Here is a 23,019-nt window from a genome sequence, read left to right on the forward strand (position 1 = left end):
GGCGCGGTTTCTGCGTCCGCTGCCCGGGGCTGCGCCGCGTCAAGCGGCTGGGGATGGCGCCGGAAAGCCGCGTATCACGCGGTCTGGGGATTCTTCATAAGGGGGTGTATAGATCACCAGCAGGCGGGCGGGCTCGTCGCTGGTGACGGTGAAGACGTGCGGAATGTCCGGGGGGAAATAGCAGCAGTCGCCGGGTCCCATGTCGGCCCATTCGTCCTGCACCTGCGCGCGCGCCGTGCCGGACAGCAGATAGCAGACCTGCTCGATGCCGGGGTGGGCGTGCGGCAGGGCGCCCTTGCCCTTGTCGATCACGCCCAGCAGCACTTCCACGCCCCGGGAGCCGACGGTGTCCGGGCCGATCAGGCGCCGGTTCAGGGTGCCGGTGTGATTGGCGGGGTGGTAGCCGGGCACGTCGGCCTCGCGCACCAGCCAGGCGGGAGTCTTGCTTTGCGTCATGGTTGATCCGTTTAAATTTTCATACGTGAAATTATTTTTATGTATGAGAAAAATAGTGGCAAGCAGTTTTTCGCTGCGGATACCTTGCCGCTCCCTGGGGGATTAGGGAAAACACCGGGCGCGGACTGCTAAAATCGAAGGCTGATCTCACTACCGGCTTTGTCATGTCTTCTGCCCGCACGCCCGACGTTTCCGCCACCCTGTCCGATTGGCTGCAGTACCTGGAATCGATCCACGCCACCGCCATCGACATGGGTCTGGACCGGGTGCGCGAGGTGGCGGGGCGCCTGGGGCTGGAGCTGTCCGGCGTGAAGTTCGTCGTCGGCGGCACCAACGGCAAGGGTTCCACCTGTGCCATGCTGGAGGCAATCCTGCTTGCGGCCGGCTACAAGGTCGGGCTGTACACGTCCCCGCACCTGATCAATTTCAACGAACGCGCCCGCATCAATGGCCAGATCGCCACGGACGAGGCCTTGATTGCACAGTTCCAGGCGGTCGAAGCCGCGCGCGGCGACGTGTCGCTGACGTACTTCGAGTTCACCACGCTGGCAATCCTGCGACTGTTCTCGCAGTCGAAACTGGACGCCGTGGTGCTGGAAGTCGGCCTGGGCGGACGGCTGGACGCCGTCAATATCGTCGATGCGGATTGCTCCGTCGTCACCAGCGTGGACCTGGACCACACCGACTGGCTGGGCGATACGCGCGAGAAGATCGGCTTCGAGAAAGCCCACATCTACCGCAGCGGCCGGCCGGCGATCTGCAGCGATCCCATGCCGCCGCAATCGCTGCTGGACCACGTCCAGGAAATCGGCGCGGACCTGTGGCTGTTCGGACGCGACTTCAACTATTCCGGCGACCGCCAGCAATGGGCCTATGGCGGCCGCGAACAGCGACGCAACTCGCTGGCCTATCCGGCGCTGCGTGGCGCCAACCAGCTGCTGAACGCGTCGGCCGCGCTGGCTGCGCTGGAATCGGTGCGCGACCGCCTGCCGGTGCCGCAACAGGCCGTGCGCCTGGGCTTGCTGCAGGCGTCGCTGCCGGGCCGTTTCCAGATCCTGCCGGGCCAGCCCGCGGTCATCCTGGACGTGGCGCACAATCCGCATGCCGCGGCGGTGCTGGCGCAGAACCTGGACAACATGGGCTTTCATCCCTACACCCACGCGGTGTTTGGCATGCTCAACGACAAGGATCTGGCCGGCGTCATCGCCAAGCTCGGCACGCGCATCGACAACTGGTACTGCGCCGGCTTGCCGGGGCCGCGCGGCACCTCTGGAGACGCGCTGGCGGAGCAGGTCGCCGCCGCGCTGCCGCCCGCGCCGGCGGATGGCGAAAAACCAGGTATCTCCGCTTACCCGGATCCCGCCCAGGCCTTTGCGGCAGCGCGCGAACGGGCAGGGGAGAATGATAGAATCGTGGTGTTCGGCTCGTTTCTCACCGTAGCCTCGGTTTTGCAGGCTCTGGGTCGCAAGGCATAGGCAGCAGCGGGTCAGTCGCGTCCGGCGGCCCGCCGCCATATCGCCGCAAGGAATTCTCCTCCATGGGTTTTTTCAAACGCAAAGATCCTGCCGACCAGGCGCAGTCCTCCAAGCGGGCGGCTGTGCCCAGCGAGGTGCAGGCTGCGGAGCTGCGCGGTCGCGCGCGGCGCAGGCTGGCAGGCGCTGTCGCGCTGGTGCTGGCAGCCGTCATCATCCTTCCCATGGTGCTCGATTCGCAGCCCACGCCTGTGGACGACAACATTCCCATCAGGGTGCCGGAGCGCAATACGCCGTTCCAGCCGCAAGTGACCGAACCGCAAGTCGCCGCGCCGCAGACGCCCGCGCCGGGCAGTGCTGCGCCGACGGATCCTTCGGCCATCCCGACGCCGCCTCCCGTGACGTCCGTGCAGCCGCCGGCGACGACGACGCCTCCGGCCGCGCAACCTGCGACGCCGCCCGCGACGGCGGCCGTCACGCCGCCCAAGCCCGAGCCCAAGCCGGCTACGCCGCCCAAGCCGGACCCCAAGCCCGCGACGCCGGCCAAGCCCGATAACCGATCGGATGACGGCGCGCGCGCGCTGGCCTTGCTGGAAGGGCGTTCGGCGCCTGCGGCTTCGGCGCCCGCGCCCAAGCCCGCCGCCAAGGGCAATTTCGTGTTGCAGATCGCCGCCTATACGACCTCCGAGGACGCCCAGTCGCGGCGCGGCAAGCTGCACCAGGCCGGCGTCACCAACGCATTCGTGGAACAAGCCACCATCAATGGCAAACAGCAGTACCGTCTGCGGGTGGGGCCGTTCCCCTCGCGCGAGGCGGCGCAGGCGGCCCAGGCGCGGTTGCGCACCCTGGGCTATGACAATGGTTTCATCGCCGCCCAATAGTGACCGGCTTCGACTTCGTCGTGCTGGCCATCCTGGTGGTTTCGGGTGTGCTGGGCCTGGTGCGCGGCCTGCTCAAAGAGGTGCTGTCGCTGGTCGCCTATCTGCTGGCCTTCGTGGCGGCGATATGGTGGGGGCCCACGGTCTATGCCTGGCTGGAGCCCTATATTGAAACGACGCTGCTGCGCATGGGAGTCTCGTACGCCGCGGTGTTCATCATCGTGCTGCTCGGCGTGGGCCTGGTCAACATGACGCTTGCCGCCCTGATCCGCAGCACCGGACTGAGTCCCGCCGACCACGGCCTGGGCGGGATGTTCGGGCTGGCCCGTGGCCTGTTGATCGTGCTGGCGCTGGTCGCCGCCGCAGGCTACACGCCGCTGCCGCAGGAGCCGTGGTGGAAGGACGCCATGTTTTCGCATTCGGCCATCGAGGCCATCAAACATATCAAGACGTGGCTGCCGCCGTCCCTGGCGACGTGGCTGCCGTATTGATTAGCTTTAAATCAACCAGGAAATCTCACCATGTGTGGAATCGTAGGGGTCATCGGGCGCGGGCCGGTCAACCAGCTGCTCTATGACAGCTTGCTGCTGTTGCAGCATCGCGGGCAAGACGCCGCGGGCATCGCGACATCGCAAGGTAACCAATTCAATATGTACAAGGCTCACGGCCTGGTGCGCGACGTCTTCCGCACGCGCAACATGCGCGCGCTGCCGGGTACGTCGGGCGTCGGCCAGGTCCGCTATCCCACCGCGGGCTCCAGCGCCAGCGAGGAAGAGGCCCAGCCGTTCTACGTCAACGCGCCGTTCGGCATCATGTTGTCCCACAACGGCAACCTGACCAACTGGCGCGAACTGCGCGAATCGCTCTACCGCGTCGACCGCCGCCACATCAACACCAACTCCGATTCCGAAGTCCTGCTGAACGTGCTGGCGCACGAGCTGCAATCGGCGGCCAGCGGCGTGTCGCTGGACGACGACGCCATCTTCCGCGCCGTATCGGCCCTGCACAAGCGCGTGCGCGGCGCCTATGCCGTGGTGGCGCAGATTTCTGGTTACGGCCTGCTGGCCTTCCGTGATCCCAACGGCATCCGTCCGCTGTGCATCGGTCGCCAGGAAACCGAAGAGGGCGTGGAGTGGATGGTCGCGTCGGAATCGGTGGCGCTGGAAGGCAGCGGCTTTGCCTTCGTGCGCGACGTCGAGCCCGGCGAAGCCGTGTTCATCGACCTGGACGGCCGCTTCGTCAGCCGCCAGTGCGCCGACAATCCGCAACTGGTGCCCTGCATTTTCGAGTACGTGTACTTCGCGCGTCCGGACTCCCTGATCGACGGCGTGTCGGTGTATGACGCCCGTCTGCGCATGGGCGAGTACCTGGCCGACAAGGTCGCGCGCAACATGCGCCTGGGCGATATCGACGTGGTCATGCCGATTCCGGACTCCTCGCGTCCCGCAGCCATGCAGTTGGCCGCCCGCCTGAACCTGGACTACCGCGAAGGCCTGATCAAGAACCGCTACGTGGGCCGCACCTTCATCATGCCGGGCCAGGCCGTGCGCCGTAAGTCCGTGCGCCAGAAACTCAATGCCATCGGCATGGAATTCAAGGGCAAGAACGTGCTGCTGGTGGACGACTCCATCGTGCGCGGCACGACCAGCCGCGAGATCGTGGACATGGCTCGCGCCGCAGGCGCCAACAAGGTCTACTTCGCCTCGGCTGCTCCCCCGGTGCGTTTCCCGAACGTCTACGGCATCGACATGCCTACGCAGAGCGAACTCATCGCCACCGGCCGCAGCGACGAGGAAATTGCCCGCGCCATCGGCGCCGACTCGCTGGTCTACCAGGACCTGCACGACATGCAGCAGGCGGTGCGGGACATCAACCCCAAGCTGTCGCGCTTCGAGGCTTCGTGCTTTGACGGCCAGTACGTCACGGGCGACATCACCCCTGAATACTTGGCTCGCCTGGGCCAGTCCCGTGGCGAACCCGGTGAGGAAGGCGGGGCCAGCGGCCTGCAGTTCAACATGGGCTACGCCGCCAGCGACGCCTGACGCGTTTGTCTGATAGCAAGAAAATGCCGTCCTTCGGGACGGCATTTTTTATTGCGGGGTACTGGGCGCCTGCACTGCGATATCAGGCCGCGGCCTTCCACAAGTTTTCGCGTGTCGCCTCCAGGTGCGTCAGATACAGCCGCAAGTCGAACTCATACTGGTGGTACTGCGGCTCCATGCGCAGGCACAGGTTGTAGAAGGCCTTGTTATGGTCCTTTTCCTTCAGGTGGGCCAGTTCATGCACCGTGATCATCTTCAGGAATTCCGCCGGCACGGTCTTGAACAATGTGGCCACCCGGATTTCGTGCTTGGCCTTCAGCTTGCCGCCCTGCACGCGCGAGATATACGTGTGTTGTCCCAGCGCGTGCTGGATCACATGGATCTTGCTGTCGAAGGCGACCTTGTTGATCTGGTCGCCGTTGCGCATGTAGCTGTTCTTCAGGTCCGTTACGTATTGGTAGAGCGCCCGGTCGGTGCGCACGTCGTGGGGACCGGCAGGGTAGCGCGCCAGCAGCGCCGCGCCCAGCTTGCCTTGGTCGAGCAGCTTTTGGGCCTGGGCGAGCAGGGATTCCGGGTATCCGGTCAGGTATTTCAGATTGGACATGATCAAGGCGGGGACGGCGCCGGAGCGAGACCAGGCTTCCCCGCGTTTGGGCGCCGCCCGCGATGCTGCGGGCGGCGTCAGGAAGGGCTGTTACTGCGACCCGCCGCGCCGGAACACGACCGGCAGCGCCATGAAGAAAATGATGACGAAGAGCGCCAGGCTCCACAGTGCATATTCGATGCCCAGCACCGGCACTTTGGCGTCCATGCAAGTGGCATAGATGCCGAACAGCCACGGCACGGCGCTTTCCAGGCCGATGCCGGTCATGAAGCGGTCGGCGAAGGTCTGGTCGCAGGACAGCATGTTGGCCGCTACGCTGTACTGATACCAGGCCGCGGCGATACCGCCCAGGGACAATAGCGCGGTGAGCGCGCCGCACAGGCGCGTCAGGGCGCGTCCACCGCCGAATCCGCCCACCAGCGCGATCACGCCGATCACCAGGTAGATCAGGCGCTGCATGACGCACCAGGCGCAGGGCGGCATGTCGAAGACGTGCTGGGAAACGAGGGCAAGGCCGACGGCGCCGAAGCAGAAGAGGGCGATCAGGCGGAGCAGGCGTTCTGAGCGAGAGGTCATTGTTGCTTTGCAAGGGTTGGAAAAGGGGCCGGACGCGGCCCCGAGCCAGGCTTAGGCCTTGGGAATCGGAATTGGTTGCATCACTTGCTGCAACACGCCCAGCAGCAGTTCGCGCGAGCCTTCCCAGAAGATCTGTACGCCGAGGCACAGCATGATGAAGGCCGAGAGGCGCATGAACACAGCGGTGCCATTGTCGCCCAGGCGGTGCAGCATTTGCGCGGCAAAGCGCAGGCAGATGTAGAGCGTGACCGATACGACGATGATGCCCGGAATGGATCCACCCAGCCGCACCAGGCTCAGCACGTGGTTCTGATCGCGCAGCGACACCCCCACGGTGATGGCCGCGGCGATGGATCCGGGACCGCAACTGATGGGGAAGGTCAGCGGATAGAACGCGCGGGCCTTGGCCATCTCCGGGGTGAAGGACTCGGCCATGCGCGCCACGCGCTCGGTATCGGCGTCGGGCGAATTCACCAGCCGCCAGGCGCTGGCGATCACGAGCATGCCGCCGCCGACCCGCACGATGGACAGCGAAATGCCGAAGAAACTAAGCAGCACGTTGCCCGCGACCATGGCGACGATCAACATGAGGCAGACATTGATGGCCACGCGCTTGGCCAGCACCATGCGGGTGGATGATGACGCGCCCTCGGTCAGCGACAGGAAGATCGGCGCGATCGCGGGCGGGTTCAGAAAGGGCAGCAGGGTGGCCAGCGCGAAAAAGAAGCTGGTGCCGAAAACGCGCAGATAATCGTTTAGCTCCATGGGGAGGGTATCGCCTGGCCGAAAACCGGGATTGTATGCGGTCCCGGCGGCGCTGGCGATGCCAGGCACCCGTGATCAGGCGGCGCGCTGCTGGGCTTCCTCGCCCGCCAGGGCGTCCAGGACGTCGCGTTCGAACTGCATCTGGCTGCGCGGGCGCGTCAGCGCCGAACCGTCGACGATGAAGACGTCCTCGACCCGGTCCCCCAGCGTCATGATCTTGGCCATCAGCAGGTTCACTTCGTGCCCGGCGAAGACGCGCGCCAGCGCGTGCAGCAGGCCGGGGCGGTCGGTCGCGGTTACCGACAGGCGCCAGGAGGTGCTGCGCTCGTCGGGCTGCAGTTCGGCCTGCGGCATGACCGGGAACACCCGTGACACGCGGGACTGCCGGCCGCGGCCGTAGTAGCCGCCGCGCGCGGGCTGTTGCAAGGCGGCGGCGTGCGGGTCCTTGAGGCGTTCGGCCAGCTCGTGTTCGACCAGGGTGGCCTGGGCGCGCAGGTCGCTGGCGCCTTCCGGCAACAGCACGATGAAGCTGTCCAGCGCCCAGCCGTGGCGCGTGGTGTGGATGCGCGCATCCTGAATGGAAAGCGATTTGGCGTCGAAATAGCCGCAGATCGCCACGAACAGGTCGGGCGCATCGCGGGTGTACACCATGATCTGCAGGCCTTCGCCATGTTCGGTGGGGCGGGCCTTGACCACCGCCTGCGCTGGCGCGACCTGATGATAAAGATGGCGCGTGTGCCAGGCGATGTCCGAGGCGTCGTGGCGCAGGAAATACGCCACGTCGAGCTGGTTCCAGAAGGCTTCCCGGGCATCGTCGCGCAGGCCCGCCAGTCGGGTCAGGCGGGCGGCTTCTTCCTTGCGCTCGGTCAGGACGGTGTGGGCGTCGGCGTGGGCGCCGCCCAGGGCGGCCAGCGTCAGCTTGTACAGGTCTTCCAGCAACTTGCCTTTCCAGGCATTCCAGACCTTGGGGCTGGTGCCGCGGATATCGGCCACCGTCAGCAGGTACAGGGCGGTCAGGTGGCGTTCGTCCTTCACGGTGGCGGCGAAGTCCTGCACCACGGCCGGATCGGACAGGTCGCGCTTCTGCGCCACGGCCGACATCAGCAGGTGCTGGCGGACCAGGAATTCGACCAGCTTGGCGTCTTCGGGCTCCATGCCGTGGTCTTGGGCGAACTTGCGCACTTCCCGCGCGCCCAGTTCGGAATGGTCGCCGCCGCGGCCCTTGGCAATGTCGTGGAACAGCGCGGCCACATACAGCAGCCAGTGCCGGTCCAGGCCGGCGATCAGCTGGCTGGCCAGCGGATACTCCTGGGCATGTTCCGGCATCGTGAAGCGGCGCAGGTTGCGCACCACCGCCAGCGTGTGCTGATCCACCGTATAGGCGTGGAACAGGTCATGCTGCATCTGGCCGACGATGCGGCGGAATACCGGCAGATAGCGCGGCAGGATGTTCAGCATGGTCATGCGCCGCAGCTCATGCACGATGCCGCGCGGCTGCTGCAGGATCTGCAGGAACAGCTTGCGGTTGACCGGGTTGCGGCGGAATTGCGCGTCGATGCGGTGGCGCGAATGCCAGATGGCGCGCAGCGTGCGCGCCGACATGCCGGTCAGTTCCGGATGCTGTTGCATCACCAGGAAGGCCCGCAGCAGCAGGGTGGGATTGCGCTCGAAACCGTCGTCGCGAATGATGTCCAGGCGGTCGCGCAGATTGCGGAAGTCGTCGTCGATGTCGCGCGCGTCGCTGTCCGGACGCGGGAACAGCCGTTCCTCGATGTTCTGCACCAGGATGCCGTTCAGCTGGGTCACCAGCCGCGCCGCCCAGTAGTAGCGCTGCATCAGCAGCTCGCTGCCGCGGCGGGTGGCGGTGGCATGGATGCCATAGACTTCGGCCAGGGCGGGCTGCAGGTCGAACAGCACGCGGTCTTCGCGCCGGTTCGCCAGCAGGTGCAATTCGATGCGCAGGCGCTTGAAGGCTTGTTCTGCTTTGCGCAGGTCGCGCGCCTCGGACGAGGTCAGCAGGCCGGCTTGCGCCACGGAGCGCCAACTGTTGCCAAAGCCGGCTGCCCGGGCCATCCACAGGATGACCTGCAGGTCGCGCAGTCCGCCCGGCGACTCCTTGCAGTTCGGCTCCAGCGCATAGGGCGTGTCCTGGTAGCGCGCGTGGCGCTGCTGCATTTCGACGCGCTTGGCGCGAAAGAACGCGCGCGGGTCCAGGCGCGACTTGGTCGCGGCTTCGAAGGCCTTCATCAGCGTGCGGCTGCCCGCCAGCCAGCGGGATTCCAGCAAAGCCGTTTCCACCGTGATATCGGCGTCCGCCTCGCGTTCGCAGTCCTCGATGGTGCGCACGCTATGGCCCGGCTCCAGGCCCAGGTCCCACAGCGAGGCCACCAGCTTTTCGATGGCCGACTCGTCCTCGGGCGTGGGAGCGTGCGGCAGCAGGATCAGCAGGTCCACGTCGGAGTGCGGGTAAAGCTCGCCCCGGCCATAGCCGCCCACGGCCGCCAGCGTGGCGCCGGCGGGCAGGGGGCAATGCTTGATCAGGTCGCGCAGCGCGGCGTCGACGATGCGGCGCAGCTCGGACAGCAGGGTGTCTGGTCGCAGGTGCGTGCGGAATTGCGCCACCGCGGTCCGCCGGGCTTCCTGGATGCGTTCGCGCAGGGCGCTGAGAATGGCGGCGGTCATGGTGGCTAAGGTTGTGTGTCAGACGGCTGGGATGACCAGGGGTTCGGTGACGAAGGCGGGCGGCTTGGGCATCCCCGGCGACAGGGTCAACACTTCGTAGCCGGTCTCGGTGACACAGACAGCATGCTCCCATTGGGCCGACAGGCTGTGGTCGCGGGTGACGACCGTCCAGCCGTCGGACAGCTGGCGGATCTCGCGGCGGCCCGCATTGATCATCGGTTCAATGGTGAACAGCATGCCCGTCGTCAGCTTCACGCCCGTACCCGGCTTGCCATAGTGCAGCACCTGCGGGTCTTCGTGGAAGCGCTGGCCGATGCCGTGGCCGCAGAACTCGCGCACCACTGAAAAGCCGTTGGCCTCGGCGTGCTTCTGGATCGCGTTGCCGATGTCGCCCAACGTGGCCCCGTTTTTCACCTGCTGGATGCCCTTCCACATGCACTCGAAGGTGATCTCGGTCAGGCGGCGCGACAATATGGATTGTTCGCCCACTGCGTACATGCGGCTGGTGTCGCCGAACCAGCCATCCTTGATGATGGTGACGTCGATATTCAGCGAATCGCCGTTTTTCAACACCTTGTCGCCCGGGATGCCATGGCAGACCTGGTGGTTGACCGAGGTACAGATGGCGCCGGGGAAGGGCGGGTAGCCCGGGGGCGCATAGCCCACCGTGGCCGATTTCACGCCCAGCTCATCGGTCAGGTACTCCAGGCAGAGGCGGTCCAGCTCTCCGGTGGTGACCCCAGGCTTGACGTGCGGCGTGATGAAATCGAGGACTTTGGCCGCATCCTGGCAGGCGGCGCGCATCTTGGCCAGGTCGGCTTGATTGGTGATAGTGCCCATGGAATAGCTTAGCGATGTCTCGCTTGAATGTCTGCTTGAAAGAATAGTAGAATTATAGGCTTCCCTAAAATTTTGGGGAGCAATCGGGTTACGGCAAAGGCCGAACCCGGCGGGTGCAGGCAGCGGAACCGATGTCACGCAAACCCGGCAGGTAGTCTGGCAGCAGGTCCTTTCATAGTGATCGGCGGCGCGCCCTGAAGTTTCACCGCAAGCGAAGGTTGTGGAGCGAAATCGGGCAGGTCGTTGGCTCCGTGGGTGGGCACGCAGGCAGGAAACCAGTCGGGCGGGCGGAGCGGCGGCAAATTCGATGCAGGCGCCAGGCTGGGGACGCGGCGTGCTTGTAAGCCCGGTCATGTTTTAGAGCGGCGATGCAGGCTCAGGGTTTGGACTCGGTATGGATGTCGGCTTAAGTTCTTGAAAATGTTCGCGTTTTCTTAAGAAATGCCCCGATGGTCTGATGCGCGGTCGAACTGAAGCCAGGGTGTGACAACCCCGCGCTTGAACGCGAAGAGCTGGATTTTCCAGAGCTGGATTTCGCCGCCAACAAAACAGGTCCGGGTGCGCTTTCGGGAAACCGCCGGAAACTTCCAGGAAATTCCTGGTGGGTCTGGAAAAGCGCCTGCAAGCATGCGGTGCAAGGCTCTTGGTCGTGGCGGCCGTCTGGGTTTATCGCGGCAGCGTAGTAGAAGGCGCCCCAGGGCGTCGCAGTTATTGCGGCAGTGATCGGTCGGCCCGGTTAAAATTTTGTCATCCCGCATTTGCGGGAAATCGCGCGCAACACCACCCAGGGTGTCAGCCAGAGGCTGATGCAGGTGCGGCGCAAGAAATCAACCCTTGGAGAAAGTTATGTCTTTGATGCGCGAAATGCTGGAAGCGGGTGTCCACTTTGGTCACCAGACCCGCTACTGGAACCCCAAGATGGCCCCCTTCATCTTCGGCCATCGCAACAAGATTCACATCATCAACCTGGAAAAGACGGTTGATAAGTACCAGGAAGCCACCAAGTTCGTGAAGCAGCTGGCTGCTCGCGGCGGCAACATCCTGTTCGTCGGCACCAAGCGCGCTGCTCGCGAGCTGGTCGCCGCTGAAGCCTCCCGTTGCGGCATGCCCTTCGTCGACGCCCGCTGGCTCGGCGGCATGCTGACCAACTTCAAGACGGTCAAGACCTCGGTCAAGCGCCTGAAGGACATGGAAGCCGTGGTCGCCGAAGGCGGCGCCGAGCGCATGATCAAGAAGGAAGGCCTGCTGTTCCAGCGCGAACTGGAAAAGCTGAACAAGTCGATCGGCGGCATCAAGGACATGAACGGTCTGCCTGACGCCATTTTCGTGATCGACGTCGGCTACCACAAGATCGCCATCGCCGAAGCCAAGACCCTGGGTATCCCCGTGGTCGCCGTGGTTGACACCAACCACTCGCCCGAAGGCATCGACTACGTCATCCCCGGCAACGACGACTCGGCCAAGGCCATCGCGCTGTACGCCAAGGGCATCGCCGACGCCGTGCTGGAAGGCCGCGAACAGAACCTGAACGGTCTGGTCGAAGAACTGGGCGAAGGCCAGGAAGAGTTCGTCGAAGTGCAGGACAACCAGGCCTAAGCCTGTTGTCATGTCCGGCGGTTAGCGTCTGGGAGCGGTGCCGAAATCGGTCCGCTCCCGCCTCGCCGGCAATGCGAAGGTGGGCTCCCATCTTCCTGATCCGCTAGTCGCGGATGTCCCATCGAATCAAACCACTGTCCCGGTTTCCCGGGGCATGTTCTAGCAAATTGGAGCAAACATGGCTGAAATTACCGCTGCCCTGGTCAAGGAACTGCGCGAAAAGACCGACGCGCCCATGATGGAGTGCAAGAAGGCCTTGACGGAAGCCGAGGGCGACCTGGCCCGCGCCGAGGAAATCCTGCGCGTCAAGCTGGGCAACAAGGCCAGCAAGGCTGCCGCCCGCGTCACCGCTGAAGGCCTGATCGGTCTGTTCATCTCCGCCGACGCCAAGAAGGGCGCCGTCATCGAAATCAACTGCGAAACCGACTTCGTCGCCAAGAACGACGACTTCGTCGGCTTCGTGAACAAGCTGGCCGAGCTGGTCGCCACGCAGAACCCTGCCACCGTGGAAGCCCTGTCGGCGCTGCCCTACGGCGACGGCACGGTCGAAAGCACCCGCACCGCCCTGATCGGCAAGATCGGCGAAAACATCTCGATCCGCCGCTTCGAGCGCATCGAGACCCCGAACTCGCTGGCCAGCTACGTGCACGGCGGCAAGATCGGCGTGCTGGTCGAATACACCGGCGCGGAAGAAGTGGGCAAGGACCTGGCGATGCACATCGCCGCCACCAAGCCCAAGGCCCTGAACGCCGACGGCGTGAACCCCGCCGACATCGCCGCCGAACGCTCGGTCGCCGAACAGAAGGCTGCCGAATCGGGCAAGCCGGCTGACATCGTCGCCAAGATGGTCGAAGGCTCGGTCGCCAAGTTCCTGAAGGAAGTCACCCTGCTGTCGCAGCCGTTCGTCAAGAGCGACAAGCACAGCGTTGAGCAGATGCTCAAGGAAAAGGGCGCTTCGATCAGCAAGTTCGTGCTGTTCGTTGTCGGCGAAGGTATCGAGAAGAAGACCAGCGATTTCGCCGCTGAGGTCGCCGCTGCCGCCGCCGGCCGCGCCTGACCCAGGGTAGTGCTTAAGGGCCGGCGCTAGATTAAATTCTAGTCCGGCCTATTTCTTGTCTTACACTTTCGTCGGATTGTTCTTCGGGATATCACCTATGAGCAGCAGAGCATACAAACGGGTTCTTCTCAAACTTTCCGGCGAGGCGCTGATGGGCGACGATGCATTTGGCATCAACCGCTCCACCATCGTCCGCATGACCGATGAGGTCGCTGAAGTCGCCGCCACGGGCGTCGAGCTGGCCATCGTCATCGGCGGGGGCAATATTTTCCGTGGCGTCGCCCCGGGCGCGCAGGGCATGGACCGCGCAACCGCCGACTACATGGGCATGATGGCCACCATCATGAACGCGCTTGCGCTGCAAGACGCGCTCAAGCACAAGGGTGTCGACACCCGCGTGCAATCGGCCTTGAACATCGATCAGGTCGTCGAGCCGTACATCCGCCCGAAGGCGCTGCGCTACCTCGAAGAGGGCAAGGTCGTCATCTTCGCGGCAGGTACCGGCAACCCCTTCTTCACCACGGACACGGCCGCTGCGTTGCGCGGCGCCGAGATCGGGGCGGAGATCGTGCTGAAGGCCACCAAGGTCGACGGCATCTACAGCGCGGATCCCAACAAGGATCCCACCGCCACGCGTTACTCGCGCATCAGCTTCGACGAAGCGATCGTCCGCCGGCTGGAAGTCATGGACGCCACCGCCTTTGCGCTGTGCCGTGACCAGAAGCTGCCGATCAAAGTGTTTTCGATCAATAAGTCCGGCGCCCTCAAGCGGGTCGTCAGCGGCGAAGACGAAGGCACCTTGGTACACGTCTAAAGAAAAGGAAATTCCATGAGCGTCGCAGAAATCCGCAAATCCGCCGAAGCCAGGATGGCCAAGTCGCTTGACACGCTCAAGACCAACCTGGCCAAGATCCGCACGGGCCGCGCCCATACCGGCATCCTGGACCACGTGCAGGTCGAGTACTACGGCTCGCCCGTGCCGATCAGCCAGGTTGGCAACGTGAACCTCGTGGACGCCCGCACCATCAGCGTGCAGCCCTACGAGAAGAGCATGGCCTCCGCGATCGAAAAGGCGATCCGCGAATCGGACCTGGGCCTGAACCCCATGTCGATGGGCGACACCATCCGCGTGCCGATGCCCGCGCTGACCGAAGAGCGCCGCCGCGACCTGACCAAGGTTGTCCGCAGCGAAGGCGAGGACGCCAAGGTGGCCGTGCGCAACCTGCGCCGCGAAGCCAACGAAGCGCTGAAGAAGCTGGTCAAGGACAAGGAAATCTCCGAGGACGACGAACGCCGTTCGCAGGACGACGTTCAGAAACTGACCGATCGCAGCGTGGCCGAAATCGACAAGATGGTTACGCAGAAAGAAGCGGAAATCATGACCGTATAATTCCTGGATGCCGTCAGGGTGATAGGCTAGTCCGTATCCCCCTGGCGACCAGGATATCCTGCCTGAGCGCCGTCCTGTCCATTGGTTCGCAGCATTGCTGCTTAGCGGTGGAACGACGGCGCAGGCTTTTCTTCACGTAGTTCCGTTTTCGCCGTTTCACCGCGCGCAACCCCAGACCAATGGCAACCAGTTCGACCCAGGCGGTTCCCGCTACCCGCGACATTCCCGAGCACGTCGCCATCATCATGGATGGCAATGGCCGGTGGGCGACGAGGCGGCTGCTTCCGCGCACTGCGGGCCATGCCAAGGGCGTGCAGGCGGTGCGGCGCGTGGTCGAGGCGTGCGGGCGCGCCGGCGTGCGCTATCTGACGCTGTTCGCCTTCAGTTCCGAGAACTGGCGCCGCCCCGCCGAGGAAGTGTCGCTGCTCATGCGCCTGTTCGTGCAGGCGCTGGAGCGCGAGATCGGCAAGCTGGAAGAGCAGGGCGTGCGTCTGCACGTCATCGGCGACCTGTCGGCCTTCGAGCCCCGTTTGCAAGAGCTGATCTTCGCGGCGCAGGAGCGCACGGCCCACAACGACCGCCTGCACCTGACGGTTGCCGCCAACTATGGCGGACGCTGGGACATCCTTCAGGCCACCCGCGCCATGCTGGCCGCCGAGCCCGCACTGGCCACGCAGCCCCAGTTGGTGGACGAGGAGCGCCTGGCGCGCCATCTGTCCATGGCCTGGGCGCCAGAACCCGACCTGTTCATCCGCACCGGCGGCGAACAACGCATTTCCAATTTCCTGATCTGGCAGATGGCTTACGCGGAGTTCTACTTCACGGACCGCTACTGGCCGGATTTCGGCGCCGCCGAGCTCGCGGCCGCCTTTGACTGGTACCGCACGCGCGAACGCCGTTTCGGCCGTACCAGCGCGCAACTCAGCGAAAACGGCGCGAAATAAAACGGACGGCGACTAGCGCGTCTTTCCAGGGCTGTACACGAGGAGACCGTCATATGTTGGGCCAGCGTATCGTTACCGCAGTCGTTCTGTTGGCCGTTCTGGCTGCCGCGATGATCAGCGCGAACCCGTGGTGGTTCGTTGCGCTTCTGGCTCTGGCGGCCGCCTGCGCCAATTGGGAGTGGCTCCGCCTGACCTTGCCGCAACCGCCTTCCCCTCTCATTGCCGTCGGCGTTGCCGTCCTGCTGTTCGCGGGCATGCTGACGTTGGCCTCCGCATGGCTCGCGGGACAGAATGCCGGAATCGCAGATCCCGTCTGGGTGCTGCGCTACGTAGTGCCGGCGGTGGCCGCGGTCTGGCTGTTCGGCGGCCTGACGGCGGTGGTGCGCGGGCGTTCCGATGCGCCTCCCGCCAGTGTGGGCTGGTCGATTTTCTCCGTGCCCGCGGCGTTTGCCGCCTGGGCCGTGCTGGCGCAGATGTTCGTGGTGCATGGAGCCGGTTTCGTAGTGTCGCTGCTGGCGCTGGTCTGGGTCGCCGATATCGCCGCTTATTTTGCCGGCAGAGCCTTCGGCAAGCGTAAACTGGCCCCGCGGGTCAGCCCGGGCAAAACGATCGCAGGCGCGGTCGCTGGCGTCCTGGGGGCGGTGGTCTGGATCGGTCTTTCCAGCCTGTGGGAAGGCACGTACGGCCACGCGCTGGTCGAGCGCTGGACCTTCTGGCTGGCGCTGCCCATTGCCGCCGTGCTTGGCGTGCTGTCGATCGTGGGCGACCTGTTCGAATCGCTGCTCAAGCGGCGCGCCGGACGCAAGGATTCCAGCACGCTGCTGCCTGGCCACGGCGGGGTCTATGACCGCATCGACGCGATTCTCCCGGTCGCGCCGTTTGCGCTACTTTTGTCTGGAGTGTTGTTTTGACGGCTTTTCAACGCGTCGTCGTGCTGGGATCGACCGGTTCGATCGGTGAAAGCACGCTGGATGTGATCGCCCGCCACCCCGAGCGCCTGGCGGTTTATGCGCTATCGGCGTACAGCCAGATGACGCGCCTGGCGGAGCAGGCACAGGCCTGCCGCGCCGCGGTCGTGGTGGTGCCCGACTCTGCGGCGCGCGAGAAATTCATTGCCGCATGGGCTGGCGGCCAGACCATGCCGGAAATCCGCGTCGGCGCCCAGGCGCTGGCCGATACCGCCGCCGATCCCCAATGCGACTCCGTCATGGCGGCCATCGTGGGGGCCGCGGGCCTGCCCGCCGCCCTGGCGGCTGCCCGCAGCGGCAAGCGCGTCTTGCTGGCCAACAAGGAAGCGCTGGTTGCGGCCGGCTCGCTTTTCATGCAGGCCATACGCGACAACGGCGCCGAACTGCTGCCTATCGACAGCGAACATAACGCCATTTTCCAATGTCTGCCTCACGGCGGACGAGCCGTCGCGCCGGATAGCCCCGCACCCGGCGTGCGCCGGCTGCTGTTGACCGCTTCCGGCGGTCCGTTCCGCGGGCGCGACCTGGAAGACCTGCACGACGTGACGCCGGCCCAGGCTTGCGCCCACCCGAACTGGAGCATGGGCCGCAAGATTTCGGTCGATTCCGCCACCATGCTCAACAAGGGGCTCGAGGTGATCGAGGCGCATTGGCTGTTCGCCATGCCTGCTGATCGCATCGAGGTGGTGGTGCACCCCCAGAGCGTGGTGCACTCCATGGTCGAGTACGACGACGGCTCCGTGCTGGCGCAGCTCGGTCAGCCCGACATGCGCACGCCCATTGCCTATGGCCTGGGCTTTCCCGAACGCCTGGACAGCGGCGTCGGCCCGCTGGATCTGACGCGGCTGGGGCGTCTGGACTTCGAGAAGCCCGATCTGGCGCGTTTTCCGTGCCTGGCCTTGTCGTTTGCGGCGCTGCGAGCCGGGCAGGGGGCCTGCGTGGCATTGAATGCCGCCAACGAGATCGCCGTGGAGGCCTTCCTGAGCGGCCGGCTGCCCTATACCTGGATTCCGCGGGTAATCGAGGCTTCCCTGGAGTGGCAGGCACGGCAAGCATCTGTTACGCTCAACAGTCTTGACGACGTGCTCGCGCTGGATTCTGACGCGCGCGTCTTCGCTGGCAACCTGGGCCTGGCCTGATGCGGGCTCGGTCGCCCGTCCGCCGGCCTCTGATTTCCTAGATTTCTTCGATTCCGATGCTTTTCACCCTGCTGGCCTTTGCGGTTGCGCTTGGCACCCTGATCATCTTCCATGAACTGGGGCACTATTGGGTGGCCCGCCTGTGTGGCGTGAAAGTGCTGCGCTTCTCGGTGGGGTTCGGCAAGGTCATCCTGCGGCGCACCGACCGCCACGGCACGGAATGGGCGGTCTCGGCGCTGCCGCTGGGCGGCTACGTCAAGATGCAGGACGATCCCCCCGCCGGCGCGAGCCCGGCGGAAGTGGCAGGGGCCTTCAATAGCAAGCCCGTCGGCCAGCGTATCGCCATCGTTGCCGCCGGCCCCATTTTCAACCTGATACTCGCGGTCTTCCTCTATGCCGGCCTGAACATGGCCGGCACCGAGGAGCCCGTGGCTGTCATCGCCCAGCCCGCGGCGGACACGCCTGCCGCGCGCGCCGGCCTGCTCTCTGGCGACCGCATCCTGGCCATCGACGGCGAAGAGGTCGCTTCCTGGTCCGACGCGCGCTGGCGCCTGATGGACGTCATGGCTACTGGCGGCAGCGCCAGGATCGAGGTCAAGACCCCTGCGGGCGCCGTCCAGCAGCGTGAACTGGTCCTGCCGTCCAACACCATGGATCCGGCCGGCGGCGACCCGCTGGCCGCGGCCGGCGTGCGCCTGGCTCAGCCCAAGCCCGCAGTGCGTGTCGTCAATGATGGCGGCGAAGGGCAGGCGGCCGGGCTGCGGACGGGCGACCTCATCCTGGCCGTGAACGGCGTTCCCACCCCGGATACCGGCGCGCTGGTGCGGCAGATTCAAGAAAGCGCCGGCAAGACCCTGGCACTGACGCTGGCGCGCGACGGCGCCAATATCTCCCTGAACGCCACGCCCCGCGCCGAGACCGTCAACGGCCAGGTGATCGGCCGCCTGGGCGTCCAGCTGGGTGGCGACGTTCCCATGGTGACCGTGCGCTATGGCGTGTTCGAAAGCCTGTGGAAGGGCGCCGTGCGCACCTGGGATACCGCCTGGTTCTCGCTGCGCATGATGGGGCGCATGATCACGGGCGACGTTTCCTGGCGCAATGTCAGCGGTCCCGTGACCATCGCGGACTACGCCGGCCAGACCGCCAGAATCGGAATTGTTGCGTATATCGCTTATATCGCCTTGATCAGCATCAGCCTGGGCGTACTAAATTTGCTGCCTATTCCCATGCTGGACGGTGGCCATCTGCTGTACTATCTCGTCGAAATTGTGCGGGGTAGCCCGCCGCCAGCAAGGTGGATCGATATCGGACAGCGCGCCGGCATAGGTTTATTGGCAAGCCTGATGGGGCTTGCGCTGTTCAATGATTTCACGCGTTTGTTCACTTGAACGCGATTTAGCATAAAATCCCCCGCCATTTGCACGACCGAGGATACTCAAGGATGTCTTTTCGCCGGATGTTTCATCACAAAAAGGGTGTACTGCCGGGTTTGATCGCCGCACTGCTGGTTCCGGCCATCGCCCACGCCTTCGACCCTTTTGTCGTGCGGGATATCCGCGTAGAGGGTATTCAAAGAACTGACGCCGGCACCGTCTTCGGCTATCTCCCCGTCAAAGTGGGCGAAAAATTCACCGAAGAAGAAGCCACTGAAGCCATCCGCCGCTTGTACGGCACCGGCTTCTTCACCGACGTACAGATCCAGACGGACAACAACGTCGTCGTGGTGGTCGTGCAGGAACGCCCCACGATCGCGTCGGTGAACTTCAACGGCATGCGCGAGTTCGACTCCAAGGCCATCACCACGTCGCTGGCCCAAGTGGGCTTCGCCGAAGGCCGCATCTTCGACCGCTCCATGCTCGAGCGCGCCGAATACGAACTGAAGCAGCAGTACCTGTCCAAGGGCAAGTACGGCATCGAAGTGACCTCCACCGTGACCCCGCTGCCGCGCAACCGCGTGGGCGTGAGCTTCGACGTGTTCGAAGGCTCGGTCGCGCGCATCCAGGAAATCCGCTTCGTGGGCAACAAGGCTTTCTCGGAGAGCGACCTGCTCGACGAATTCAAGCTGACCACGCCGGGCTGGTTGACCTGGTATACCGATACCGACAAGTACTCGCGCGAAAAGCTCGAGGGCGACCTGGAGCGCCTGCGCTCCTTCTACCTGGACCAGGGCTACCTCGAATTCTCGGTCGAGCCGCCCCAGGTCACGATTTCGCCCGACCGCAAGGACATCCGGATCACGATTACCGTGCACGAAGGCGAGCCCTACAAGGTGCGCAGCGTGAAGCTGGCCGGCAACCTGCTGGGCCTGGACAAGGAAATCAACGCGCTGGTGGAAATCAAGCCGGACGAAACGTTCTCGGCCGCCAAGGCCAACGGTTCGGCCAAGGCCATCACCGACTACCTGGGCGAACTGGGCTACGCGTTTGCCAACGTCAACCCGAACCCGCAACTGGACCGCGCCAAGCATGAGGCCGACCTGACGTTCTACGTCGATCCCAGCCGCCGCGTGTACGTGCGCCGCATCCAGATCGGCGGCAATACCCGCACGCGCGACGAAGTCGTGCGCCGCGAAATGCGCCAGCAGGAAGCCGCCTGGTACGACGCCAAGGACATCAAGGCCTCGCGCGACCGTGTCGACCGCCTGGGCTATTTCAGCGACGTCAACGTCAAGACCGATCCGGTTCCGGGTTCGCCCGACCAGGTCGACGTCAACGTCGACGTCAAGGAAAAGCCCACCGGCATGATCAACCTGGGCGTGGGTTACGGCTCGTCCGAAAAGGCCATTCTGTCTGCCGGTATCAGCGAAGACAACGTCTTTGGCAGCGGTACCAACCTGACCCTGCAACTGAACACCAGCAAGACCAACCGCGCCATCGTGCTGTCGCATACCGATCCGTACTGGACCAAGGACGGCATCAGCCGCACCACGTCCGCCTACTATCGCGTGACCGAGCCCTGGAACAACAACGACGGCGACTACCGCGTCAAGGCCATGGGCCTGGGCATGAACTTCGGCGTGCCGATCTCGGAATACGACCGGATCATGCTGGGCGCGAACGTCGAACGTAACCAGATCGACCTGTTCAACAACTCGCCGGCGGCCTACGAGAAGTTCGTCAAGGACTATGGCGACGCGACCAACTCGGTGATCTTCACCACCGGCTGGACCAAGGACACCCGCGACAGCGGCCTGGCGCCGACCAAGGGCGGGTACACCCGCCTGAAGGCCGACCTGTCGACCATCGATCTGCAGTACACGATGCTGACGGCCCAGCAGCAGTATTTCGTGCCGCTGGGCGGCTCCTACACCCTGGCCTTGAACGGCATGGTGGACTGGGGGCAGGGCTACGGCAGCAAGGATTACCCGATCATCAAGAACGTCTATGCCGGCGGTATCGGCACGGTACGCGGCTACGAGGGCTCGTCGCTGGGCCCGCGCGATACCAAGACGGGCGACTACCTGGGCGGCACGCGGCGCGTCATCGCGAACGCGCAGCTCTATCTGCCGTTCCCGGGCGCGTCGAAGGACCGCACCCTGCGCTGGTTCATTTTCTCGGACGCGGGCCAGGTTTCGGCCGGCAGCGGCCAGAGCTGCACCGGCGGCAAGCCTGGCAGCGAGGTCGAGGATCCGTGCGGCTGGCGCTTCTCGGCCGGTATCGGTCTGTCGTGGCAGTCGCCGATGGGGCCGCTGCAGCTGTCCTATGCCCGTCCGCTCAATTCGAAGTCGGGCGACGACAAGCAGAGCTTCCAGTTCCAGATCGGGACTGGTTTCTAAGCGCGCCGTTACGCTTGAAAACAAGGGAGAAGGGCACACGGCCGGCTCCCTTGCTGTTTAGTGGCACAATACACACTTTGGCTTTGCCTTACTGGAAGGTGAGATTTTCATGATGTCTGATTCCGCACTTAAAACCTCGAAATCGCTGCGCACCACGCGCCGCGGCAAACTGGGCGGCTCCATTGCCCTGGTAGGTGCGCTCATTCTCGGTTCGGCTGCTGCGATTCCCGCGCAGGCCCAAGGCACGAAGATCGGTTTCGTCAATACCGAGCGGATCCTGCGCGAGTCGGGTCCGGCCAAGGCAGCGCAAAGCAAGATCGAAGCTGAATTCAAGAAGCGCGACGACGAGCTTCAGCGCCTGAACAACAGCCTGCGTTCGCAAGCCGAGAAGTTCGACAAGGACGCGCCCGTCCTGTCGGAGTCCGATCGCGTCAAGCGCCAGCGTGAACTGTCCAACCTGGATACCGACCTGCAGCGCAAGCGCCGCGAGTTCCAGGAAGACTTCAACCGCCGCCGCAACGAAGAATTCTCGGGCATCGTGACGAAGGCCAACGACGCCATCAAGCGCATCGCCGAGCAGGAAAACTACGACCTGATCATCCAGGACGCAGTGACCGTCAACCCGCGCATCGACATCACCGACAAGGTGATCCAGAGCCTGGGCAAGTAAGCAGCACCCGTCACGTTATGCCGGTTCTACTGGATCTTGCCCGCGCGCCAACGCTGGAAACACTGTTGAGCGCCGCCAACACCCAGGGGATGGACTGGCGCATCAGCGCGGTTCCCGGCGCGGACCCCATGCGGGTCTGCGGCATCGGAACCCTGTCATCGGCGGGTCGGCAGGAAATCGCTTTCCTGGCCAACCCCCGCTACCAGAGCCAGCTAGGCGCCACGCAGGCTGGCGCCGTCATCGTCTCGCCGGACGTGGCGCAGGCTCTGGAGGCCGAGGGCAACGCCCGGCCGCCGTTCGCGCTGGTCGTCTGTCAGCATCCCTATCTGCTTTACGCCCGCGTGGCGCAATGGTTCGATGCCGCGAGACGGCCCGAGTTGCCCGCGTCCACGCATCCTTCCGCGGTGGTCGCCGCTGACGCCATCATCGAAGAAGGCGTGCGCATCGGCCCGAATTGCGTCGTCGAATCCGGCGCCCGCATCGGCCGCGATACCGTGCTCGGACCTGGCTGCGTCATTGGCGCAGGCTCGTCCGTCGGCCCTGGCAGCCGGCTGTACGCCCACGTCACGCTGTACGACGGCGTCAAGGTGGGCGCACGCGCCATCATTCATAGCGGCGCTGTGCTGGGCGCGGATGGTTTCGGTTTCGCGCCGGATCCCACGCTGGGCAAGGGCGCCTGGGGCAAGATTCCCCAGCTCGGCGGCGTGACGGTCGGTGACGACGTCGAAATCGGCGCCAACACCACCGTCGACCGGGGCGCGCTGGAAGACACCGTCCTGGCCGATGGCGTCAAGCTGGACAACCAGATCATGGTGGCCCACAACTGCCGGATCGGCGCGCATACCGCGATTGCGGCCTGCGTGGGCGTGGCTGGCTCGACCACCATCGGCGAGCGCTGCACCATAGGCGGAGCGGCCATGCTGTCCGGACACCTCACGCTGGGCGACGATGTGCATGTCTCCGGCGGCACCGCGGTGACGTCCAGCATCTCGAAGCCTGGCCGCTACACCGGGGTCTTCCCGTACGCGGAACATGGCGAATGGCAGCGCAACGCCGCCGTGATACAACAGTTGGCGCAATTGCGCCGGCGCGTGCGGACGCTGGAAAAAGACTAGGGCGGCGCATCGCCGCCCCTGGCGCGTCCGCGCCGCACAATTACTTTACT

General features: G+C 64.7%; 21 protein-coding genes. 15 read left to right on the forward strand and 6 right to left on the reverse strand.

Going from position 1 to position 23,019, the window contains the following annotated elements; genetic code table 11:
* Window positions 1-39: 39 nt before the first annotated feature.
* Entirely contained in the window at window positions 40-456 is a 417-nt protein-coding gene (locus tag AC1RHV_RS01285) for a cupin domain-containing protein (protein ID WP_054456707.1), read from the reverse strand.
* 164 nt (window positions 457-620) lie between these two features.
* Between AC1RHV_RS01285 and folC the strand changes: the two genes are divergently transcribed.
* From folC to purF, 4 genes are all read left to right on the forward strand, one after another.
* Window positions 621-1,931 carry a bifunctional tetrahydrofolate synthase/dihydrofolate synthase gene (gene folC / locus AC1RHV_RS01290; RefSeq protein WP_054456708.1) on the forward strand — a complete coding sequence of 437 codons (1,311 nt, stop codon included), beginning with the start codon at window positions 621-623 and terminating at the stop codon, window positions 1,929-1,931.
* A 62-nt stretch (window positions 1,932-1,993) separates the two neighbouring features.
* The gene (locus AC1RHV_RS01295) at window positions 1,994-2,809 is read left to right on the forward strand and encodes an SPOR domain-containing protein (protein ID WP_175213240.1); all 816 of its coding nucleotides are present in this window, start codon (window positions 1,994-1,996) and stop codon (window positions 2,807-2,809) included.
* Entirely contained in the window at window positions 2,809-3,297 is a 489-nt protein-coding gene (locus AC1RHV_RS01300) for a CvpA family protein (RefSeq protein WP_054456710.1), read from the forward strand. The genes AC1RHV_RS01295 and AC1RHV_RS01300 overlap by 1 nt, the downstream gene beginning before the upstream one ends.
* Window positions 3,298-3,327: 30 nt before the next feature.
* On the forward strand, window positions 3,328-4,848 hold the full coding sequence (gene purF / locus AC1RHV_RS01305) for an amidophosphoribosyltransferase (RefSeq protein ID WP_054456711.1): 1,521 nt from the start codon (window positions 3,328-3,330) through the stop codon (window positions 4,846-4,848).
* A gap of 82 nt (window positions 4,849-4,930) precedes the next feature.
* On the opposite strand, the gene AC1RHV_RS01310 is transcribed toward purF, so the two are convergent.
* The 5 genes from AC1RHV_RS01310 to map all read right to left on the reverse strand — a co-directional run bounded on the left by AC1RHV_RS01310 (window position 4,931) and on the right by map (window position 10,315).
* On the reverse strand, window positions 4,931-5,452 hold the full coding sequence (locus tag AC1RHV_RS01310; protein WP_119451976.1) for a M48 metallopeptidase family protein: 522 nt from the start codon (window positions 5,450-5,452) through the stop codon (window positions 4,931-4,933).
* Window positions 5,453-5,542: 90 nt separating this feature from the next.
* Window positions 5,543-6,028 carry a disulfide bond formation protein B gene (locus AC1RHV_RS01315; protein WP_054456714.1) on the reverse strand — a complete coding sequence of 162 codons (486 nt, stop codon included), beginning with the start codon at window positions 6,026-6,028 and terminating at the stop codon, window positions 5,543-5,545.
* A gap of 51 nt (window positions 6,029-6,079) precedes the next feature.
* On the reverse strand, window positions 6,080-6,793 hold the full coding sequence (locus tag AC1RHV_RS01320; RefSeq protein ID WP_013393435.1) for a MarC family protein: 714 nt from the start codon (window positions 6,791-6,793) through the stop codon (window positions 6,080-6,082).
* Between the two features lie 75 nt (window positions 6,794-6,868).
* Window positions 6,869-9,475: a [protein-PII] uridylyltransferase gene (locus tag AC1RHV_RS01325; RefSeq protein ID WP_054456715.1), complete on the reverse strand. Its 2,607-nt coding sequence runs from the start codon at window positions 9,473-9,475 to the stop codon at window positions 6,869-6,871.
* Window positions 9,476-9,493: 18 nt separating this feature from the next.
* On the reverse strand, window positions 9,494-10,315 hold the full coding sequence (gene map, locus AC1RHV_RS01330) for a type I methionyl aminopeptidase (RefSeq protein WP_119451964.1): 822 nt from the start codon (window positions 10,313-10,315) through the stop codon (window positions 9,494-9,496).
* An 846-nt stretch (window positions 10,316-11,161) separates the two neighbouring features.
* Between map and rpsB the strand changes: the two genes are divergently transcribed.
* From rpsB to lpxD, 11 genes are all read left to right on the forward strand, one after another.
* Window positions 11,162-11,911 (forward strand): 30S ribosomal protein S2, encoded by a 750-nt coding sequence (rpsB, locus tag AC1RHV_RS01335; RefSeq protein WP_054456717.1) that lies wholly within the window; start codon window positions 11,162-11,164, stop codon window positions 11,909-11,911.
* A 178-nt stretch (window positions 11,912-12,089) separates the two neighbouring features.
* Entirely contained in the window at window positions 12,090-12,968 is an 879-nt protein-coding gene (gene tsf / locus AC1RHV_RS01340; RefSeq protein ID WP_119451963.1) for a translation elongation factor Ts, read from the forward strand.
* A gap of 97 nt (window positions 12,969-13,065) precedes the next feature.
* Window positions 13,066-13,782 carry a UMP kinase gene (gene pyrH, locus AC1RHV_RS01345; protein ID WP_013393440.1) on the forward strand — a complete coding sequence of 239 codons (717 nt, stop codon included), beginning with the start codon at window positions 13,066-13,068 and terminating at the stop codon, window positions 13,780-13,782.
* Between the two features lie 15 nt (window positions 13,783-13,797).
* A complete protein-coding gene (gene frr / locus AC1RHV_RS01350) occupies window positions 13,798-14,358 on the forward strand; it encodes a ribosome recycling factor (protein ID WP_054456719.1) in 561 nt (186 codons plus the stop codon).
* A 179-nt stretch (window positions 14,359-14,537) separates the two neighbouring features.
* Window positions 14,538-15,302, forward strand: a complete 765-nt coding sequence (gene uppS, locus AC1RHV_RS01355; RefSeq protein ID WP_054456720.1) for a polyprenyl diphosphate synthase — start codon at window positions 14,538-14,540, stop codon at window positions 15,300-15,302.
* A 53-nt stretch (window positions 15,303-15,355) separates the two neighbouring features.
* On the forward strand, window positions 15,356-16,213 hold the full coding sequence (locus tag AC1RHV_RS01360; protein WP_492299621.1) for a phosphatidate cytidylyltransferase: 858 nt from the start codon (window positions 15,356-15,358) through the stop codon (window positions 16,211-16,213).
* Complete coding sequence (locus tag AC1RHV_RS01365) at window positions 16,210-17,409, forward strand: 1-deoxy-D-xylulose-5-phosphate reductoisomerase (protein WP_119451961.1); 1,200 nt, start codon at window positions 16,210-16,212, stop codon at window positions 17,407-17,409. The genes AC1RHV_RS01360 and AC1RHV_RS01365 overlap by 4 nt, the downstream gene beginning before the upstream one ends.
* A 56-nt stretch (window positions 17,410-17,465) precedes the next feature.
* On the forward strand, window positions 17,466-18,797 hold the full coding sequence (rseP, locus tag AC1RHV_RS01370) for an RIP metalloprotease RseP (RefSeq protein WP_054456723.1): 1,332 nt from the start codon (window positions 17,466-17,468) through the stop codon (window positions 18,795-18,797).
* Window positions 18,798-18,850: 53 nt separating this feature from the next.
* On the forward strand, window positions 18,851-21,184 hold the full coding sequence (gene bamA / locus AC1RHV_RS01375) for an outer membrane protein assembly factor BamA (protein WP_192327481.1): 2,334 nt from the start codon (window positions 18,851-18,853) through the stop codon (window positions 21,182-21,184).
* Window positions 21,185-21,293: 109 nt separating this feature from the next.
* Window positions 21,294-21,854 carry an OmpH/Skp family outer membrane protein gene (locus AC1RHV_RS01380; RefSeq protein WP_054456725.1) on the forward strand — a complete coding sequence of 187 codons (561 nt, stop codon included), beginning with the start codon at window positions 21,294-21,296 and terminating at the stop codon, window positions 21,852-21,854.
* A 17-nt stretch (window positions 21,855-21,871) separates the two neighbouring features.
* Window positions 21,872-22,969, forward strand: a complete 1,098-nt coding sequence (gene lpxD, locus AC1RHV_RS01385) for a UDP-3-O-(3-hydroxymyristoyl)glucosamine N-acyltransferase (RefSeq protein ID WP_118933669.1) — start codon at window positions 21,872-21,874, stop codon at window positions 22,967-22,969.
* Window positions 22,970-23,019 lie beyond the last annotated feature (50 nt).

This window comes from Achromobacter sp. GW823-FHT04E03 (genome assembly GCF_058796095.1).

What these genes read in the sequence shown, in the direction of transcription:
- AC1RHV_RS01285 (WP_054456707.1), bottom strand. Translation starts at nt 456, where the DNA reads ATGACGCAAAGCAAGACTCCCGCCTGGCTGGTGCGCGAGGCCGACGTG.
- folC (WP_054456708.1), top strand. Translation starts at nt 621, where the DNA reads ATGTCTTCTGCCCGCACGCCCGACGTTTCCGCCACCCTGTCCGATTGG.
- AC1RHV_RS01295 (WP_175213240.1), top strand. Translation starts at nt 1,994, where the DNA reads ATGGGTTTTTTCAAACGCAAAGATCCTGCCGACCAGGCGCAGTCCTCC.
- purF (WP_054456711.1), top strand. Translation starts at nt 3,328, where the DNA reads ATGTGTGGAATCGTAGGGGTCATCGGGCGCGGGCCGGTCAACCAGCTG.
- AC1RHV_RS01310 (WP_119451976.1), bottom strand. Translation starts at nt 5,452, where the DNA reads ATGTCCAATCTGAAATACCTGACCGGATACCCGGAATCCCTGCTCGCC.
- AC1RHV_RS01315 (WP_054456714.1), bottom strand. Translation starts at nt 6,028, where the DNA reads ATGACCTCTCGCTCAGAACGCCTGCTCCGCCTGATCGCCCTCTTCTGC.
- AC1RHV_RS01320 (WP_013393435.1), bottom strand. Translation starts at nt 6,793, where the DNA reads ATGGAGCTAAACGATTATCTGCGCGTTTTCGGCACCAGCTTCTTTTTC.
- AC1RHV_RS01325 (WP_054456715.1), bottom strand. Translation starts at nt 9,475, where the DNA reads ATGACCGCCGCCATTCTCAGCGCCCTGCGCGAACGCATCCAGGAAGCC.
- map (WP_119451964.1), bottom strand. Translation starts at nt 10,315, where the DNA reads ATGGGCACTATCACCAATCAAGCCGACCTGGCCAAGATGCGCGCCGCC.
- rpsB (WP_054456717.1), top strand. Translation starts at nt 11,162, where the DNA reads ATGTCTTTGATGCGCGAAATGCTGGAAGCGGGTGTCCACTTTGGTCAC.
- tsf (WP_119451963.1), top strand. Translation starts at nt 12,090, where the DNA reads ATGGCTGAAATTACCGCTGCCCTGGTCAAGGAACTGCGCGAAAAGACC.
- pyrH (WP_013393440.1), top strand. Translation starts at nt 13,066, where the DNA reads ATGAGCAGCAGAGCATACAAACGGGTTCTTCTCAAACTTTCCGGCGAG.
- frr (WP_054456719.1), top strand. Translation starts at nt 13,798, where the DNA reads ATGAGCGTCGCAGAAATCCGCAAATCCGCCGAAGCCAGGATGGCCAAG.
- uppS (WP_054456720.1), top strand. Translation starts at nt 14,538, where the DNA reads ATGGCAACCAGTTCGACCCAGGCGGTTCCCGCTACCCGCGACATTCCC.
- AC1RHV_RS01360 (WP_492299621.1), top strand. Translation starts at nt 15,356, where the DNA reads ATGTTGGGCCAGCGTATCGTTACCGCAGTCGTTCTGTTGGCCGTTCTG.
- rseP (WP_054456723.1), top strand. Translation starts at nt 17,466, where the DNA reads ATGCTTTTCACCCTGCTGGCCTTTGCGGTTGCGCTTGGCACCCTGATC.
- bamA (WP_192327481.1), top strand. Translation starts at nt 18,851, where the DNA reads ATGTCTTTTCGCCGGATGTTTCATCACAAAAAGGGTGTACTGCCGGGT.
- AC1RHV_RS01380 (WP_054456725.1), top strand. Translation starts at nt 21,294, where the DNA reads ATGATGTCTGATTCCGCACTTAAAACCTCGAAATCGCTGCGCACCACG.
- lpxD (WP_118933669.1), top strand. Translation starts at nt 21,872, where the DNA reads ATGCCGGTTCTACTGGATCTTGCCCGCGCGCCAACGCTGGAAACACTG.